A 15,563-nucleotide genomic window follows, 5' to 3' on the forward strand; every position below is an offset into this window, starting at 1 on the left:
CTTCCTCCTCTTACCATACTATTTTATTCTTGCTTTTCTTTACCTGCTTTGAATGTAACTGTTTTGTAATTTAGCTTTCTTATAATACATCCAAATTTTCAGCGGAGGCATCTGTGCAAAAAGCCATTGATTTAACATTTGAAAATTTAACAAAAATTGCGGCATTCTTTGTTCTTGTAGTCTTAGTAGCTATTTTTTGGATCCTCTTTCAAGAAGCCAAACCTGCTATTGAAGCTTTTGGCCTCAAATTTTTAGTCAACACTAAATGGGCTCCAAATCTCGAGATTTTTGGTGGAGTCCCTGCGATTTATGGCTCAGTAGTCTCTACTATTATCGCTATGGCTTTAGCAACACCTGTTGCTATCGGTGTGGCAATATTTCTTACTGAGATTGCTCCAAAATTCCTCAAAGCTCCTACAGGCATAGCTATAGAATTACTCGCAGCCATCCCATCTATAATTTACGGAATGTGGGGTCTTTTCTTTTTTGCTCCGATCATCCGCAATACTTTTGGAGGAAGCGGCTTGGGACTACTTACTGCCGGCATAGTGCTGGCGATTATGATTTTACCCTTTATGGCGGCAATTACAAGAGACAGTATGAATACAACATCAGATGTGCTTAAAGAGTCTGCATACGCTTTAGGAGCCACTAAGTGGGATGTAATCAAAGATGTAGTGTTGCCTTATGCAAAAGCGGGAGTTATTGGATCAATTATTTTAGCACTAGGACGAGCAATCGGTGAGACAATGGCGGTAACTTTTGTAATGGGAAACGTTCATAAAATCCCCAAAAGCCTTATTGAACCTGCAACATCTATTCCCGTAACTTTGGCCAATGAATTTACAGAAGCTGATGGAGATCTCTACTATGCAAGTCTTTTTTACTTAGCACTTATCCTCTTTGTTATCAGTTTTATTGTCATTGCGGTTGCAAAATTTTACTTTCTTAAAAGAGGTAACAGATGAAAAGGCGAAAAATTATAAATTTTATCATTATGACTCTCTCAACTCTGAGTGCTCTCCTTGGAATCTTTTTTCTCTTTTGGATCCTTTGGACACTTCTTTCCAAAGGAATTTCTGCTATGAGTCTAGATATCTTCACCCAAGATACACCTCCACCAATGAGCCCTGGTGGACTTCGTAATGCAATAGTAGGTCAACTTATTTTGGTAGGTGTTGCAAGTGCAATTGGAATACCCTTGGGACTGCTTGCAGGCACTTACCTCAGCGAATTTGGCAAAAAAAGCCGCTACGCTGAGTTTATCCGCGATATCAGTGATATTATGATGAGTGCGCCTTCCATTGTCATAGGAACGTTTGTATATGCTATCATAGTGGCTCCTATAGGACATTTTAGCGGATGGGCGGGAGCTGCTGCTTTGGCTATAATGATGATACCAATAGTACTACGCACTACTGATGATATGCTTGGCCTTGTTCCTGAGTCCCTACGTGAGGCTGCATACGCCTTAGGATCTCCAAAATATAAAGTAATTTTACAGATAGTCTATCGTGGAGCAAAGGTAGGAATAGTAACGGGGATTTTACTCTCAATTGCCCGTATTGCAGGTGAAACAGCACCACTTCTTTTTACATCTTTTAACAACAATTTCTATACAGCCAATCTCAACGATGCGATGCCAACTTTGACAGTTATGATGTTTAACTTTGCAACAAGCCCGTATGATACTTGGATAAGTCTTGGCTGGGCAGCTGCATTTTTACTCGGTATGTTTGTTTTGGCTATCAATCTCATAGGACGCTTTATAATTAGAAAAAGGAAAAAATAATGGCAACTATTTATGAGGTAAAAGAACCAAAAGAGTTAGAAGTTAAAAATTTCTCTTTCTATTATGCTGGCAGCGATAAGTCAGCTTTGAAAAATATCAATATGCCTATTGCAAAAAAAAGAGTCACTGCTCTCATAGGTCCTAGTGGTTGCGGTAAATCAACACTCCTTCGTTCATTCAACCGTATCCATGATCTCTATCCCGGTAACCGCTATGAGGGAGAGATCCTCTTTGAGGGGCGCAATATTTTAGATAAAAAGATAGATCTTATTCACTTACGCACCCAAATAGGAATGATTTTTCAAAAGCCAACCCCTTTTCCGATGAGTATTTTTGATAACGTTGCTTATGGGCTAAAACTACAGGGTATTAAAAACAAAAATGAGCTTACCGGACGTGTAGAAGAAGCACTGAAGGGCGCAGCACTCTGGAATGAAGTAAAAGATAGACTTAAAGAGGATGCTATGGCTTTAAGCGGCGGGCAGCAACAGCGTCTTTGCATCGCTCGAGCAGTAGCAGTCAAACCAAAAGTTTTGCTCTTTGATGAGCCAACTAGTGCACTCGATCCAATATCAACTCAGGCCATTGAAGAGCTGGTAATCGAACTTAAAGAGCAGGTAACCATCCTCATAGTTACGCACAATATGCAGCAAGCCGCTCGTATCAGTGACTATACTGCATTTATGTATCTTGGAGAGCTCATAGAGCTTGGAGTGACAGAAGAGTTCTTCATCAATCCAAAAGAGAAACTCTCCGAAGATTACATCACAGGAAAATTTGGCTAAGAGTCCTCCTCTTTTTTGAGGACTACTTCAATAGGAGCATCCCCTTTGCGAATATGAATATCTCGCTGAGGGAATGGTATTTCGATGCCATGCTCATATAGTGCATCATAGATTAATATTAAAAATCGTGAAGTAGTTCTTTTGGGATAGAGAATCTCCTCTCCTTTCACCCAAACTAAAAGCTCAAAATCAACACTGCTATTGCCCATTCCTGTCATAATAACACGGGTATGCCGTTTTGGTGTATTATAAATATCTGTAAAACCACTCTTCTCAACAGCTTTTTTCACTACTTTAATCACTTTATGCACATCTGTTCCATAGGCTACTCCAAAAGGAATACGAAAACGACGTATACGATCGTTCATTGTCCAGTTAATCACTTTATTTTGAATGAGATCTTGATTTGGAACAATAACATCTATATTATCATTTGTGGTAATTGTAGTAGAACGCATCCGTATATCGCTCACATGCCCTCGCAATTCACCATCAATCTCTAAATAGTCTCCTATTTTGATACTGCGTTCAAACATCAAAATAATACCTGAGACAAAATTGGAAACAATATTTTGTAGACCAAAACCGATGCCAACTGAAAGAGCACCTGCAACAATGGCTAAAGATGAGAGGTCAATACCTAAAGTATTGAGAGCCAAGAAAAACGCAATAATGACGAGGAGATAATAGCCAAGATTTGCTAAAAGCGTAGCAGTAGACTGTGTAAAATTTTTACTGCGATATGAGATATTTTTTACATAGCTTTTATACAAAGTACCAATAAAAATACCCATAATAAATATTAAAAGAGCCAAAAAGAGCTTAAAAGAGCTAATTGGAATACCATTGATAGTAAAAAGAGGCTCGTTTGCTTTTTTCCAAATTGTTTTGAGTAGAGTCTTTATCTCTTCAAAAGTAGCACCTTTAAGAGTCTGTGCTTTTCCTAAAATAGAAGTAGCTAATGTTGAAAGAAGCTCATTAATAGCATCTGTTAAATCAGATGAGTAGTACTTTTTAGTAAGATTTACTATCTTTTTTTTGAGGCTAAAAACATCCTTACTTCTATTAGTCTGCAAGGCAAAAAGAAACTCTTGAAAAAGTATCCCTAATTTTTTTTCAATACTTTGCCTCTCTTTTTTTTGTAAAAAATCTATCTGTTTTTGTAAATAACTTGTATCTTTCCCTAGTAAAACTCGTCTTTCTAATTCTATATTATATGCCTGTATCTTTTTTCGAATTTTTTGAAGATCATCATCTATCGCTGCCAAAGCCTTTGCACTATCACTTTTTTGCACAGGAATAGACTTAATACCACTAATGAGTAAATTCTTTATATTCTCTTGCACTTTAGCGAGCATATCGACTTTTTTTTTGTGCAAGTGCTTTCTCTTTTACATAAAAAGCATACTGCAGCTCTAAATCATTAAGATTAGTAGCATTATTTTCTAAACCTGCAATTTGTGAGCGTAAAACGTCAAGTTTATCATCTAATGTATCAATAGTTTGTATAAGTACCTGCTTTTGCTTTGCTACATCTATATAAGTATCAATAAGTTCTAAAAGATCTCCCTCTTTTTTTGGAGGTGAGAGTTTTGGTGGCTTTATTTTTGCAGAGCTCTTTTCGAGGTCTATAAGCTTTTTCAAAAGTGCTTTTTGCAAACTTGTATCTTCATTTGTCTGCTTTTGCTTTGAAATTTGATTAAGCAACTGCCGATAGAGTTTGCTATCTCCCTGAATCAACGTTTGATTGATATCTGCTGCAAAAAGCATAAAAGCAAAAAAGAGAAAAAAGAGTAATCTCATTCGCGAATCTGTCCTTCGCCATAAATTTTATATTTATATGTAGTAAGATCATTTATACCCATAGGTCCTCTTGCATGAAGTTTGTTTGTAGAGATCCCCACTTCTGCACCAAAACCAAAAATACCTCCATCAGTAAAACGGGTTGAGGCATTTACATAAGTGCATGCCGCATCAATAGCATTGAGAAATTTTTCTGCTGTTGTATAGTTTTCTGTTACAATTGCTTCACTGTGTCCGCTGCCATATTTTCGAATATGCTCTATCGCTTCATCTACACCATCAACTACTTTGATTGAGAGAATATTTTCTAGATATTCTGTATGAAAATCCTCCTCAGTAGCCTCTTGTACATCTATCACCTCTCTGGTAACAGCACATCCTTTAAGAAGCGTTTTATATGGCTTAAAGGCTTCATAGAGTTTTAGAAGCATCTCATCTTTAATAGCATAATCTACAAGTAGCGTCTCCATCGCATTGCATACACCAGGTCGCTGCACTTTTGCATTGACAGCAATTTTAACAGCCTTATCAAAATCTGCGTCCTTATCGATATAAGTATGACAAAGCCCTTTATCGTGTTTAACAACAGGAACAGTAGCATGCTCACTTACATAGCGAATAAGTCCCTCTCCCCCGCGAGGAATAATGAGATCTACATATTTGTCCATTTTAATAAGTTTATCTACACCTTCTCGACTATAATCTGGTAAGAGAGCTATAATCTCTTTTGGAAGACTGTTTTTGACTAAAACATCTTGTAAAATCTTTGCAATTGCTTCATTGGAGTTTTGCGCCTCTTTTCCTCCTTTGAGGATTACAACGTTACTTGATTTAAAACATAATGCTGCTGCATCACTGGTAACATTTGGACGAGATTCATAAATAATTCCTATAACTCCTATGGGTATTGACACCTTCTCAATTCTGAGGCCATTATCTATCTCCCAACCCTCAAGTACTCTTCCAACAGGTTCTTTGAGCATTGCTATTTCACGAATAGATTGTGCCATTGTACTTACACGTTTCTCATCAAGATAGAGTCTATCTTTAAGAGCCGAAGAGAGATTTGATTTTTCGGCATTTTCCATATCTTTTGCATTTGCTTCTAAAATCTTTTGACTCTTTTCTCTAATTGCATCTGCCATTTGCAGAAGAATCTCTTTTTTCTCTCCACTTTTGAGTTTCAGTAACTCGCTAGCACTCTGCTTTGCTTTTTGCAAAAACTCTTCCATCAAACCTCCTCTAAAGTTTTTAATATTGTAGCAATTTCGCCCTTTTTAAGCTATTAAAAGTTCTATTTATCTTTTTTTAAGAAACAAGGCTCCATAATAGTAAAAAATTATAAGGAATTCTAATGCAAAAAGTTTATGATATCGCAATCATAGGAGCCGGCCCTGCAGGTATTGGAACAGCAATAGAGAGTTTTGCATTTGGTATTAAAGATATACTTCTCATAGAAAAAGCCCAAAACCATAGTGCAACGATTCGCACATTTTATAAAGATAATAAACGTGTTGATAAAGATTGGATGGGACAGAAAGTTGAGTGTGAAGGAAACATAGTATTTATGGATGGAACGAAAGAGACGACACTCGATCTTTTCGATAGGCTTCTTGATAAGCATAAAATAGAGACAATGTTTAATACCGAAGTGGAAAAAGTTGAAAAGAAGCAAGATCTCTTTGAAATTTTCACAACAAATAATGAAAAATTTCTTGCTAAAAATGTAGTGATAGCAATTGGCAAGATGGGCAAACCAAATAAACCTTCATATAAAATCCCTCCTTCAATCAAACAATTTATCAATTTCAATCTTGATAAATGTGGTAAAGGAGAAAAAATACTTGTCGTTGGAGGAGGCAATTCAGCAGCAGAGTATGCATACTTTTTAGCTGATAGCAATGACGTCACTCTCAACTATAGAAGAGAAAAATTTACACGCCTCAATCCTGAAAATGAAAAAATTATCAATGAATATGTACAAAAAGACAAACTCAAACTAAAAATGGGTGTAGATATTGATCATTTAGAGAGTGAGCATGGAAAACCAAAAGTGGTTTTTACAGATGGCTCAAATGAAGTGTACGATCGTATTATATATGCAATAGGTGGTACTACACCTACGGAGTTTTTAAGAAAATGTGGCATAGAGCTTGAAGGAAAGAAAGTTGCAGTAGATGAAAACTATCAAACAAAAACACTAGGCCTTTATGCAGCAGGAGACATTGTCACTGAGACTGGAGGAAGTATTGCTATAGCTCTCAATCATGGCTATGCGATTGCCAAACACATCAAAGAGAATCAGAGATGAATCTTTGATGTCTCTTCATACTTTTCTCTGTTTTCTTCTAGGAGTTTGGCTTTAATATTTATGATATCTCTTGCTATAAAAATAGCTTTTTGATGAAGATTTTCCTGCTTTTTGAAATTTTTCATCAAATCAACCATATTTTTTTCAAAATTCCATTTATCAAATATATATGTAGTAATCTCTATTGTATCAAAACCAAACTGGCTCTTTTCAATTTCATCAAGTTCATTAAGAGAGATATTTTCATCAAATTGAAGCTCAATGTTCTCTTTTTTTGCATAATTAGCAATAATTATTTTGGCAATATCTGCTAAAAATGCAGTATTGCTCACGAGAAATTTATCTTTTTTATTCTCTATCAGTTGTGCTGCTATTACACTTTTTCGTTGAGATAAGCGCAAAAAATCCTCTGTAGATATATGATAGAGTTCGAGATCAAATGTCAAAAGCTCATTCATATAAGATGCAAGAGCAAACTCTATAATTTTATCTAAACCAAAAAGCACAATTGCTTGACGTATATCTACAATTTCTCTTGCAAATTCATAGATAGGGGAATTAGCGATTTTGAGGATATTAGCTACAAGAGCAGGATCTTTTTTTATTATGTTTTCAATATCGTGAGCATTGTAAGTATCCATATAGTATAAGTTTTGTAACTCATTTATCACATTCGGTACGGGGGGAAGATTTTCTACCGCATCAACAATTGCTGCTATCATTTTCATTCCTTTCGAGTAAATCAATGATGCTCTGTTTTGGATCTTTTCCTTGGAGAATACGATATACCTCATTGGCAATAGGGGTATAAATTGCATATTCTTTGGCTATCTCATATATCGCACGTGCTGTATATACTCCTTCTGCAACCTCTCCTAACTCATTTAAAATCTCTTCAACTTTTTTGCCCTGCGCTAGACCCAGACCAACTCTGTAGTTGCGCGAAAGCTTACTACTTGCAGTCAAAAAGAGATCCCCCGCACCACTTAGTCCCAAAAATGTCTCTTTCTTTGCTCCAAAGCGCTCAGCAAATCTATCCATCTCTACAAGTCCCCGTGCCAAAAGTGCAGCTCTAGCATTATTGCCGAGTTGAAGCCCATCACAAATCCCCCCAGCAATAGCAATAACATTTTTATACGCTCCAGCAATCTCCGCACCAACAATATCATCACTGATATATGCTTTCATAAAATCTGGAAAAGCTGCAGCATATTTTTTTGCAAGATTTTTGTTTGTTGAATTTACTACCACAGCCGTAGGCAGTCCTTTGCTCACTTCAGCAGCAAAAGAGGGGCCAGAAAGAAATGCTAAATGATTTAGGGGCAAATACTCTTCAAGTATTTGATTGAGAAATTTTTTTGTTTTTATATCTATTCCTTTACTTGCTAACATTACTTTATGATGAGGTGATAGCGGATGGGCTTGAAGCCACTCTCTGATAACTTGTGCTGGAAGTACGAGGATAAGATACTCTAGAGTTAAAATCTTTTCCAATGAGACAAAATTTGTAAGATTATGCTTATGCCTTGATGTGATATAGACTTCATTTTTTTGCGAGAGTGCAAAATGTAGGGCAGTTCCCCATTTTCCTGCTCCAATTATTCCTATTTTCATTGATCCACCTTTTTGAGCTCTTCCTCAAATTTTTCAATATCCCACTTTTTACCTATAACTACCAAAATATCGCCTGCATCAATTTTATGATTGATTCCCTTTGTAAGAAAAGTAAATTTTCTTCCTAGCTCTATATCTACAATACCTATTACAATAATACGAAAATCACGTGAAAAGTTGATCTCTTTTATATTTTTACCATCAAGAAAAGAACCTACAGGTACTTCAACCTCTTTAAAAATAAGAGATTTATCTTTATACAAAATATTATCTATTGCTTCTGCAACAGCAGGTTTTTCCAAAACAAAGTAGAGTCTATTAGCTGCAGCTACCATTGTATCAATAACCTTATTGGCACCAGCTAGCAAAAGTTTACGCTCACTCTCTTTTGATTCACACAGAGCTATAACTTCAATATTTCTAAAGAGTGCTTTCATTGTAATCGTAAGGTAGATATTTTTCTCTTCATCATCAAAGGCACAAAAGACACGCTCAAATCCATACTCCAATACCAAATCTGTAAGTTGTTGATCACTTTGAATATCAATCACAAAAAGATTTTCAAACCCATCATTTGAAGCAATTTTTAGCGCATCCTTACTCTCTTCAGCAATGAAGATTTCATATCCTTCCAATGCAAGATTTTTGGCTATTTGCTCACCATATCTTCCAAAACCGAGCAATAAAATCCTATTTTTTCTTTCTGACATGCTGTAAACTGCTTTCTATCACTTCAGATTTAAAATGTGCTACGCTTACACTATATCCCATAATAACTAGTACATCGCCAATTGTAAGTTGAAAATCTTCAGGCGGATTAAAATGAAATTTGTAGCGAAACTCTTCAAGTTTTGCATTTGGATCGATTTTTACAATTCCCAACAAAATGAGCCTATATTTTTCAAAATCGATATCTCCCACTTTTACTCCATCTAAGAAGGAGTCCTTCACTACCTCTACTTGATCGCAGAGCGCATTTTTTTTAGCTGTAAAAATATTGTTGATCGCTTCTACTGCAATAGGCTGCTCAATAATTTTCGTAGCAAAAAAACCTGCTGTTATATAGGGAGATATAAGATAATCTGCTCCTGCCAATCGCAATTTTTTATGCGAAGAAACATCGATTGTGCGAGAAACTAAAAATGTATCTTTACTAAAACTGCGAATATTGAGACAGATATAGATATTATGCATATCGCTATCAGTAAGAGCCATGACAGCTTTAACTTTTTCAAAATTTATTCTTCTAAAAGTATCTTTTTTCGTTGCATCCTCACAAATCGCCAAAAATCCCTCTGCAAGCGCTTCATCCACAACTTTTTTATCTAGATCAACTATGAGTAGTCCTCTTCCCTCTTTTTTGAGTCGCTTTGCAAAGAGTTTTGCCATGTGTGTATAGCCACAAATAATATAGAACTCATCGAGTCTTTTAATAGAGTTAATAATTCTGCTTTCTTTAATCTCTGTGAGCTTTTCACTAAAAGCTGAAACAATAATCGACGTAGCAAAAGAGATAAGTCCGACACCCACAAGAATAATAACAAGAGTAATACTGCGTCCCTCAGTCGTTTGTGGTGTAATATCACCATATCCAACAGTAGAAATTGTCACCAATGACCAATAAAAAGCATCAAAGAGTGTGGAGATAGCGGGATTTTTCTGCTCTTCAAATACATAGAGACTTATTCCCGATACCAAGACAACAAATGCCACCAAAAGTAAAAGGGTATAAAGCTCGATTTTCTTTGAAGAAAGAACTTGAAAAAAGTGAGTGATATTTTGAGAATAACGTAAAAGTTTAAAAACCCTAAAAAGTACGAAAATTCGTAGGATTCTCACTTCTCTATAGCTTGGTATGATGGCTAGAAGATCTATAATTGCCAAAGGAGAAAATATATATTCAAGTTTCTTTTTAATTATCTCTTTGCATACCTTTTTGAGATCAAAAGGTCTTGATAAAAAAACCGATTCTTCAAACTCTTCTATAATAATCTTGCGACTATCATTGTAAATCCACATGCGAAGAAGATATTCTATAATAAATACACCTGTTACAAAATAGACATCATAGTAGTAGAGCCATTTATTAATAGGTGTTTTAACTTCCTCAATAATGATTATTACACTACTGAGAATCAAAAAAATCATAAAATAGTCAAAATATTTTTTATATTTATAGTCATCATTTTCCAAGAGATTTTTGAAAAATCTCTTGATTTTATTGTACGTAATGGAGTTATCCAGAAGAAAAGCTAAATCTATAATGAGTTGTGCTATTTTCAAGAGAGCTTCTTCCTCAAAAGCTCATTGACGAGCTTTGGATCTGCTTTACCTTTACTCGCTTTCATTACTTGCCCTACAAAGAAACCAAACAGCTTCTCTTTTCCTGCCTTATATTCAGCTACCTTGTCTTCATTTTTTGCTAGTATCTCATCAATCATTGTTTCAATTGCACCTGTGTCAGTAATCTGTTTGAGTCCAAGCTTTTCAATTGCCTCATCTACATCAACACTATTTTCCATGAGATAATCAAGTACATCTTTTGCCGCTTTTCCACTGATAGTTTTATCTTCAATTCTTTGCACAAGTTTTGCAAGCTTTTGACTATCTACTGGAGATGAAGTGATATCAAGACCCTTTTCATTGAGACGTGCTGCAAGCTCAACTGTAAGCCATGTTACGGCATTTTTTGGCTCGATACCCGTTGCTACCATCTCTTCAAAAAAGTGTGCTCGCTCTTTTGATTCTGCTAGCAAAGCTGCATCATACGGCTTGATACCATACTCTTGGATAAAACGATCTCTTTTTTGATCAGGTAGTTCTGGAATATTTTTTGTCTCTTCAAAAAACTCTTCTGGAATCACAAGAGGCAAGAGATCTGGATCTGGAAAGTAGCGATAGTCCGCACTCTCCTCTTTTCCACGCATACTGCGTGTTACACCTTTATTCGTATCAAAAAGGCGTGTCTCTTGCACTACCTCTTCATCATACACCCCATCTTCCCATGCTTCTATATGGCGCTGCACTTCATAATCGATCGCTCTTTGAATGAAGCGAAAAGAGTTGAGGTTTTTAATCTCAACTCTTGTGTAGAGTTTTTCATCTCCTTTTGGTCTTATTGAAACATTTGCATCACAGCGAAAAGAACCCTCTTGCATATTGGCATCACTAATATCAAGATAGCGCACTATTGCATGAAGCTTTTTAAGATACTGCACTGCCTCTTCGCTACTTCTAATATCAGGATCACTCACAATTTCAAGCAAAGGTGTGCCTGCACGATTGAGATCTACTTTACTTATTTCTCCTTCATGAATATTTTTTCCCGCATCCTCTTCCAAATGGGCACGTGTAATACCAATTTTTCGTTTACTTCCATCCTCTTTGTCAATAAAGAGGTATCCTCTCTCTACAATAGGAATCTCAAACTGACTAATTTGGTACCCTTTTGGAAGATCTGGATAGAAGTAGTTTTTACGGTTAAAAATCGATTTTTTATTTATTGTAGCATCGATAGCCCAACCAAACATCATCGCTTTTTTTACAGCCTCTTCATTGATAACTGGCAAAGCTCCAGGAAGAGCCAAACATACAGGACATGTATTTTTATTTTGTCTTTGTGCAAAACTTGTGGGACATGAACAAAACATTTTTGTCTTTGTATTGAGCTGCACATGGACTTCTAGTCCAATGACTACTTCAAACTCCATAAAATTCCTTTTGATTTTTCTTTTTATTTTACTCAAAGCTTGATAAAAAGGGGATTAATCGCCATTTTGCTCCATATTTTTTCGTTACTTTTTTGTAATAGCAATTGCTATATAATTAAAAAAAAGGAGGTCATCATGCGTGTATTCATAATCTTTATCTTTTTTACACTCTCATTAGCTGCAGAAAGTAGCTATGTTGTAGATCTCATTAACTTTCTTCAACAAAAGAGTTTCAAAATCAATGGGCTGTTTTACCAATATGATTTTGAAAAAGATGGAAAACAAGATCGAAGCGACTGGCTCTATATCACAAACGATAAAAAAAGAAGACCATATCGCCTCATGGGTAAACCTCCAACTGATAAAGATGCTTTTGGATGGCTTTTGCTACCTCGTATCCCCCAAGATCTGCATCTAAACAAACCTAGCGGATACTTTGTCAAAATAGATTTTCCAAAAGATTATGAGCTCTATGGACAAAAACATGCCAGTGCTTTTTCATGGATATATATTACACAAAACAGAGTCTATAAACTCATGGGTGCAAAGCAAAATCACGATTTTGACTATCTTGATATTGATGGCGATGGTCATCCAGATCCATTACCAATAGAAGATGTTTTTATCGATGCACAATCTAGCACCGTTACATTTGCAAAAAATAAAAAACAGATACATGCAATAAGTGCAGGATGGTATCATACATGTGCTATTGTAGGAGAAGAACATGAAGCATACTGCTGGGGCAGTAATAAGTATGGGGAGATAGGAAATGGTAGTACTGCTGATGCACAACCACCACAAAAAGTAAAAAATCTCCGCAACATTACTACGATATCAGCAAGTAAAGAGTATACTTGTGCAACTCTTGCAGATGGTAGTGCGTGGTGCTGGGGAAGAAACCAATATGGAAAACTTGGTAATGGAAAAGTAGATAAAACTGAATTTACCTTCACAGGATTAGCTTCATATATTCCATTTGAGCAACAGCTCTACTCTTCTCTTCCTACTCGTGTTTTAACACAGCCTCAAAAGCCTTTACAAAATGTTAAAAGCATAGAAGCTGGCAGTTGGCATGGATGTGCTTTGCTAGAAAATACCCAGGTAATGTGTTGGGGAGAAAATATGTATGGGGCATTAGGCATTGGACTTCGTCCTGATGAGAAGAACTATGCACAGATTATTCAAGATGTTGTCTACAATCACAACAAAGATGTTTTTAAATATATCTTTTGGCCATACGCACTTGAGGTTATAGAACAGCCTCTTAATCCTATGATGAAAATGCCTACACGCCTTTTTAATAATGTAAAAATGGTAGCTGCTGGAAGTAGTGATCATACCTGTGCACTCCTTCAAAGTGGTAATGTCAAATGTTGGGGGTGGCATGGAGGAGATGAACTGGGATTTAAAAGTGATTTGGACTATGCACCAAATCCATTTTATAATGTAACAAATATTGATAATACACCACTTACCAATGTAAAAAAAATTGTTGCTGGTGGGGATCACACATGTGCACTACTCAACAATGGAACAGTAAAATGCTGGGGACACAACGATTTTGGACAGTTAGGAAATAATAGTACTGAGCCTTCAGATCATGCTGTGTATGTTCGCACTCACAGTGGCGAAATTTTTAATCATGTTGCAGATATCTTTTGCGAGCGCGGTTATCATACTTGTGCACTTACAGATACCCATGAACTCTATTGCTGGGGAGATAATAGATATGCTCAATTAGCACGAGATCCACAAACTCATTCTTATATTCCTTATCCAGTAAAGATAACTCTTCCAAGCTTAGTAAAACTCGCAGCTGCAGGAGGTGGTGGAACTTCACCTTTAGAAGGTAATATTTATGATGGTGGCCATACTTGTGCTGTGACAGTAGATAATCGCATCTATTGCTGGGGTAGCAATAAATATGGGCAGATAGATCCAAATCTACAAAAAGAGATCATCACAGAGCCAAAAGAGATTACACTCCCTTAAGCAACAGCTCTATTGCACAAAATAGCGTATAGAGGCAAAGCCTCTTGCGCCTTTCATGCGCACTTTATGAATTTGCCTCTGTGAAATAATTCCACCTAAAGCAATTACAGGTACTTGTACACTTTTAACTATCTTGCGTAAATTCCCAATCCCTTTTGGCTCTCCCTTGCCAGGAGAATAAAAGATAGGGCTAAAAGTAACAAAGTCGGCACCAAGCCTTTGTGCTAATGCTATCTCTTCAATATTATGAGTACTTGCTATTACTATAAGACCCGCTCTTTTGGCTCTTTTAATCATTTGAAGTTTTTTTGAAGGAAGGTGAACACCATTAAAACCTAATCTTTTGGCAAGTCTGTAGTCTCCATTGAGAAATACTTTTTCAATTTTCGCCAATCTTGCTGCATACAAAAAAGCTTTAGCACCTCTGTAAAGATTTTCACTCTTCTTGTCCCGAAAGCAGGCAAAATGAGGGGTGTGTTTATGTTTAATATGTAGTAGAGTTTTTTTTATTTGCCAACTCTTGTTTCCAAAATATTTGGGTTCTGAAATGAGATAGGAAATAAAGCTTTCTCTACTTTTCCAATCGATGCCGTATCTCCTGCAAAAGCCTGGTTTGCTTTTTCATCTCTTTGAGTTTTTCAATCTGAAGATTTGCCATTTCCAATACAACTATTATAAAAAGCCAAAAAGCTGCTATAAGGAGAGAAAGTGCAATTGCAAAAATGATGCTTGAGTGATACGTAGTAATAAAAACAAAAAATACAGATATCCCCATAAGCGTCCAAAGGACGCCAAGGAGAAAGCTAATAACATTTTCCAGCAGAGGGGTTCTCATATCCTATAAAGACTCTTCATGCAGTAATACTGCACCTGCAAGATAAACATATGTAAGAATCATAAAAATGAATGTTTGCAAAAATGCAGAAAAAAGCAATAAAGCAAAACCTGGAAGTGGCACAATCCAAGGAGCCAACATAAGGAGTACCCATAAAAAGAGATCGTCACCTTTAATGTTACCAAAGAGACGGAAAGAGAGTGAAATGATTCTTGAAATATGAGAAACAATTTCAATAGGAAACATCAAAGGAGCCAAGATCTTTACAGGACCAGCAAAGTGAGCAAAATAGTGAATGACTCCATTTTTTCTAATACCTTCAAAGTTATAATAGATAAACACAATGAGCGCAAGCGCTAATGTAAAGTTGATATTCCCTGATGGCGATTCAAATCCTGGAATAATTCCTATAATATTTGCCAAAAATATAAAAAGTCCTAAAGTTGCTATCAAAGGTAGATACTTTTTCGCATAACTCTCACCTATAACATCTCGACCCATAGCAATAACACCATCCAGATAGGCTTCCATCACATTTTGACACCCCGTAGGAACTACCTTAAGGCTTCTTGTTGCAAGTTTTGCCATAACGAGTGTAAGCAGTGCTGCTAAAAGCATGTGCGATACAAACAAAAAGGTGTGATTTTCCGATATAGCACCAAAAAAGGTAAAAATGCCCTCCATAAACGCTCCTCTTTCAAAATTTTGCTAATTTTAC

The 15,563-nt window shown here is 36.2% G+C and carries 16 protein-coding genes; 5 read left to right on the top strand and 11 right to left on the bottom strand.

Annotated elements, in window-relative coordinates; all coding sequences use genetic code 11:
• Positions 1-113 precede the first annotated feature (113 nt).
• Genes pstC through pstB form a run of 3 tightly spaced genes read left to right on the top strand, consistent with a single transcriptional unit; the run spans position 114 to position 2,577 of the window.
• The gene (gene pstC, locus JG738_RS06075; protein WP_201337040.1) at positions 114-968 is read left to right on the top strand and encodes a phosphate ABC transporter permease subunit PstC; all 855 of its coding nucleotides are present in this window, start codon (positions 114-116) and stop codon (positions 966-968) included.
• Positions 965-1,792, top strand: a complete 828-nt coding sequence (pstA, locus tag JG738_RS06080; protein ID WP_201337041.1) for a phosphate ABC transporter permease PstA — start codon at positions 965-967, stop codon at positions 1,790-1,792. Before pstC ends, pstA begins: the two co-directional genes overlap by 4 nt.
• Positions 1,792-2,577: a phosphate ABC transporter ATP-binding protein PstB gene (gene pstB, locus JG738_RS06085; protein WP_201337042.1), complete on the top strand. Its 786-nt coding sequence runs from the start codon at positions 1,792-1,794 to the stop codon at positions 2,575-2,577. Before pstA ends, pstB begins: the two co-directional genes overlap by 1 nt.
• Here the strand turns inward: pstB and JG738_RS06090 are convergent.
• From JG738_RS06090 to JG738_RS06100, 3 genes are read right to left on the bottom strand one after another with little or no spacing between them, the layout of a single operon-like run.
• Positions 2,574-3,956, bottom strand: coding sequence for a mechanosensitive ion channel family protein (locus JG738_RS06090; protein WP_201337043.1), 1,383 nt, complete (start codon positions 3,954-3,956; stop codon positions 2,574-2,576). The two genes, pstB and JG738_RS06090, sit on opposite strands and share 4 nt — an antisense overlap.
• Positions 3,925-4,380 (bottom strand): hypothetical protein, encoded by a 456-nt coding sequence (locus JG738_RS06095; protein WP_201337044.1) that lies wholly within the window; start codon positions 4,378-4,380, stop codon positions 3,925-3,927. The genes JG738_RS06090 and JG738_RS06095 overlap by 32 nt, the downstream gene beginning before the upstream one ends.
• Complete coding sequence (locus tag JG738_RS06100) at positions 4,377-5,612, bottom strand: glutamate-5-semialdehyde dehydrogenase (RefSeq protein WP_201337045.1); 1,236 nt, start codon at positions 5,610-5,612, stop codon at positions 4,377-4,379. The genes JG738_RS06095 and JG738_RS06100 overlap by 4 nt, the downstream gene beginning before the upstream one ends.
• A 122-nt stretch (positions 5,613-5,734) precedes the next feature.
• On the opposite strand from JG738_RS06100, the gene JG738_RS06105 reads away from it, so the two are divergent.
• Entirely contained in the window at positions 5,735-6,691 is a 957-nt protein-coding gene (locus JG738_RS06105) for an NAD(P)-binding domain-containing protein (protein ID WP_201337046.1), read from the top strand.
• On the opposite strand, the gene JG738_RS06110 is transcribed toward JG738_RS06105, so the two are convergent.
• The 5 genes from JG738_RS06110 to gatB are packed head-to-tail and all read right to left on the bottom strand — an operon-like array spanning position 6,682 to position 12,015.
• A complete protein-coding gene (locus JG738_RS06110) occupies positions 6,682-7,413 on the bottom strand; it encodes an HDOD domain-containing protein (protein WP_201337047.1) in 732 nt (243 codons plus the stop codon). The two genes, JG738_RS06105 and JG738_RS06110, sit on opposite strands and share 10 nt — an antisense overlap.
• Positions 7,394-8,305: an NAD(P)H-dependent glycerol-3-phosphate dehydrogenase gene (locus JG738_RS06115; RefSeq protein WP_201337048.1), complete on the bottom strand. Its 912-nt coding sequence runs from the start codon at positions 8,303-8,305 to the stop codon at positions 7,394-7,396. The genes JG738_RS06110 and JG738_RS06115 overlap by 20 nt, the downstream gene beginning before the upstream one ends.
• Positions 8,302-8,988 (bottom strand): TrkA family potassium uptake protein, encoded by a 687-nt coding sequence (locus tag JG738_RS06120; protein WP_201337049.1) that lies wholly within the window; start codon positions 8,986-8,988, stop codon positions 8,302-8,304. The genes JG738_RS06115 and JG738_RS06120 overlap by 4 nt, the downstream gene beginning before the upstream one ends.
• 7 nt (positions 8,989-8,995) lie before the next feature.
• A complete protein-coding gene (locus JG738_RS06125; RefSeq protein WP_201337050.1) occupies positions 8,996-10,588 on the bottom strand; it encodes an ion transporter in 1,593 nt (530 codons plus the stop codon).
• Positions 10,585-12,015 (bottom strand): Asp-tRNA(Asn)/Glu-tRNA(Gln) amidotransferase subunit GatB, encoded by a 1,431-nt coding sequence (gene gatB, locus JG738_RS06130; protein ID WP_201337051.1) that lies wholly within the window; start codon positions 12,013-12,015, stop codon positions 10,585-10,587. The genes JG738_RS06125 and gatB overlap by 4 nt, the downstream gene beginning before the upstream one ends.
• A 135-nt stretch (positions 12,016-12,150) precedes the next feature.
• Here gatB and JG738_RS06135 point away from each other — a divergent pair, with 135 nt between their 5' ends.
• On the top strand, positions 12,151-14,010 hold the full coding sequence (locus JG738_RS06135) for a hypothetical protein (RefSeq protein ID WP_201337052.1): 1,860 nt from the start codon (positions 12,151-12,153) through the stop codon (positions 14,008-14,010).
• Positions 14,011-14,019: 9 nt separating this feature from the next.
• Here JG738_RS06135 and JG738_RS06140 read toward each other — a convergent pair whose 3' ends face one another.
• From JG738_RS06140 to JG738_RS06150, 3 genes are read right to left on the bottom strand one after another with little or no spacing between them, the layout of a single operon-like run.
• Positions 14,020-14,598 (bottom strand): thiamine phosphate synthase, encoded by a 579-nt coding sequence (locus JG738_RS06140; RefSeq protein WP_201338729.1) that lies wholly within the window; start codon positions 14,596-14,598, stop codon positions 14,020-14,022.
• On the bottom strand, positions 14,582-14,845 hold the full coding sequence (locus tag JG738_RS06145) for a hypothetical protein (protein ID WP_201337053.1): 264 nt from the start codon (positions 14,843-14,845) through the stop codon (positions 14,582-14,584). Before JG738_RS06145 ends, JG738_RS06140 begins: the two co-directional genes overlap by 17 nt.
• Positions 14,846-14,848: 3 nt before the next feature.
• Positions 14,849-15,529 (bottom strand): F0F1 ATP synthase subunit A, encoded by a 681-nt coding sequence (locus JG738_RS06150; protein WP_201337054.1) that lies wholly within the window; start codon positions 15,527-15,529, stop codon positions 14,849-14,851.
• Between the last annotated feature and the right edge of the window lie 34 nt (positions 15,530-15,563).

Source organism: Nitratiruptor sp. YY08-26 (assembly GCF_016593215.1).
Taxonomy (GTDB): domain Bacteria; phylum Campylobacterota; class Campylobacteria; order Campylobacterales; family Nitratiruptoraceae; genus Nitratiruptor; species Nitratiruptor tergarcus.

Excerpts from the sequence above, each read along its gene's own strand:
- pstA (WP_201337041.1), top strand. The coding sequence starts at position 965 with ATGAAAAGGCGAAAAATTATAAATTTTATCATTATGACTCTCTCAACT.
- JG738_RS06110 (WP_201337047.1), bottom strand. The coding sequence starts at position 7,413 with ATGATAGCAGCAATTGTTGATGCGGTAGAAAATCTTCCCCCCGTACCG.
- JG738_RS06105 (WP_201337046.1), top strand. The coding sequence starts at position 5,735 with ATGCAAAAAGTTTATGATATCGCAATCATAGGAGCCGGCCCTGCAGGT.
- JG738_RS06115 (WP_201337048.1), bottom strand. The coding sequence starts at position 8,305 with ATGAAAATAGGAATAATTGGAGCAGGAAAATGGGGAACTGCCCTACAT.
- JG738_RS06150 (WP_201337054.1), bottom strand. The coding sequence starts at position 15,529 with ATGGAGGGCATTTTTACCTTTTTTGGTGCTATATCGGAAAATCACACC.
- gatB (WP_201337051.1), bottom strand. The coding sequence starts at position 12,015 with ATGGAGTTTGAAGTAGTCATTGGACTAGAAGTCCATGTGCAGCTCAAT.
- JG738_RS06100 (WP_201337045.1), bottom strand. The coding sequence starts at position 5,612 with ATGGAAGAGTTTTTGCAAAAAGCAAAGCAGAGTGCTAGCGAGTTACTG.
- JG738_RS06135 (WP_201337052.1), top strand. The coding sequence starts at position 12,151 with ATGCGTGTATTCATAATCTTTATCTTTTTTACACTCTCATTAGCTGCA.
- JG738_RS06145 (WP_201337053.1), bottom strand. The coding sequence starts at position 14,845 with ATGAGAACCCCTCTGCTGGAAAATGTTATTAGCTTTCTCCTTGGCGTC.
- JG738_RS06095 (WP_201337044.1), bottom strand. The coding sequence starts at position 4,380 with ATGAGATTACTCTTTTTTCTCTTTTTTGCTTTTATGCTTTTTGCAGCA.
- pstB (WP_201337042.1), top strand. The coding sequence starts at position 1,792 with ATGGCAACTATTTATGAGGTAAAAGAACCAAAAGAGTTAGAAGTTAAA.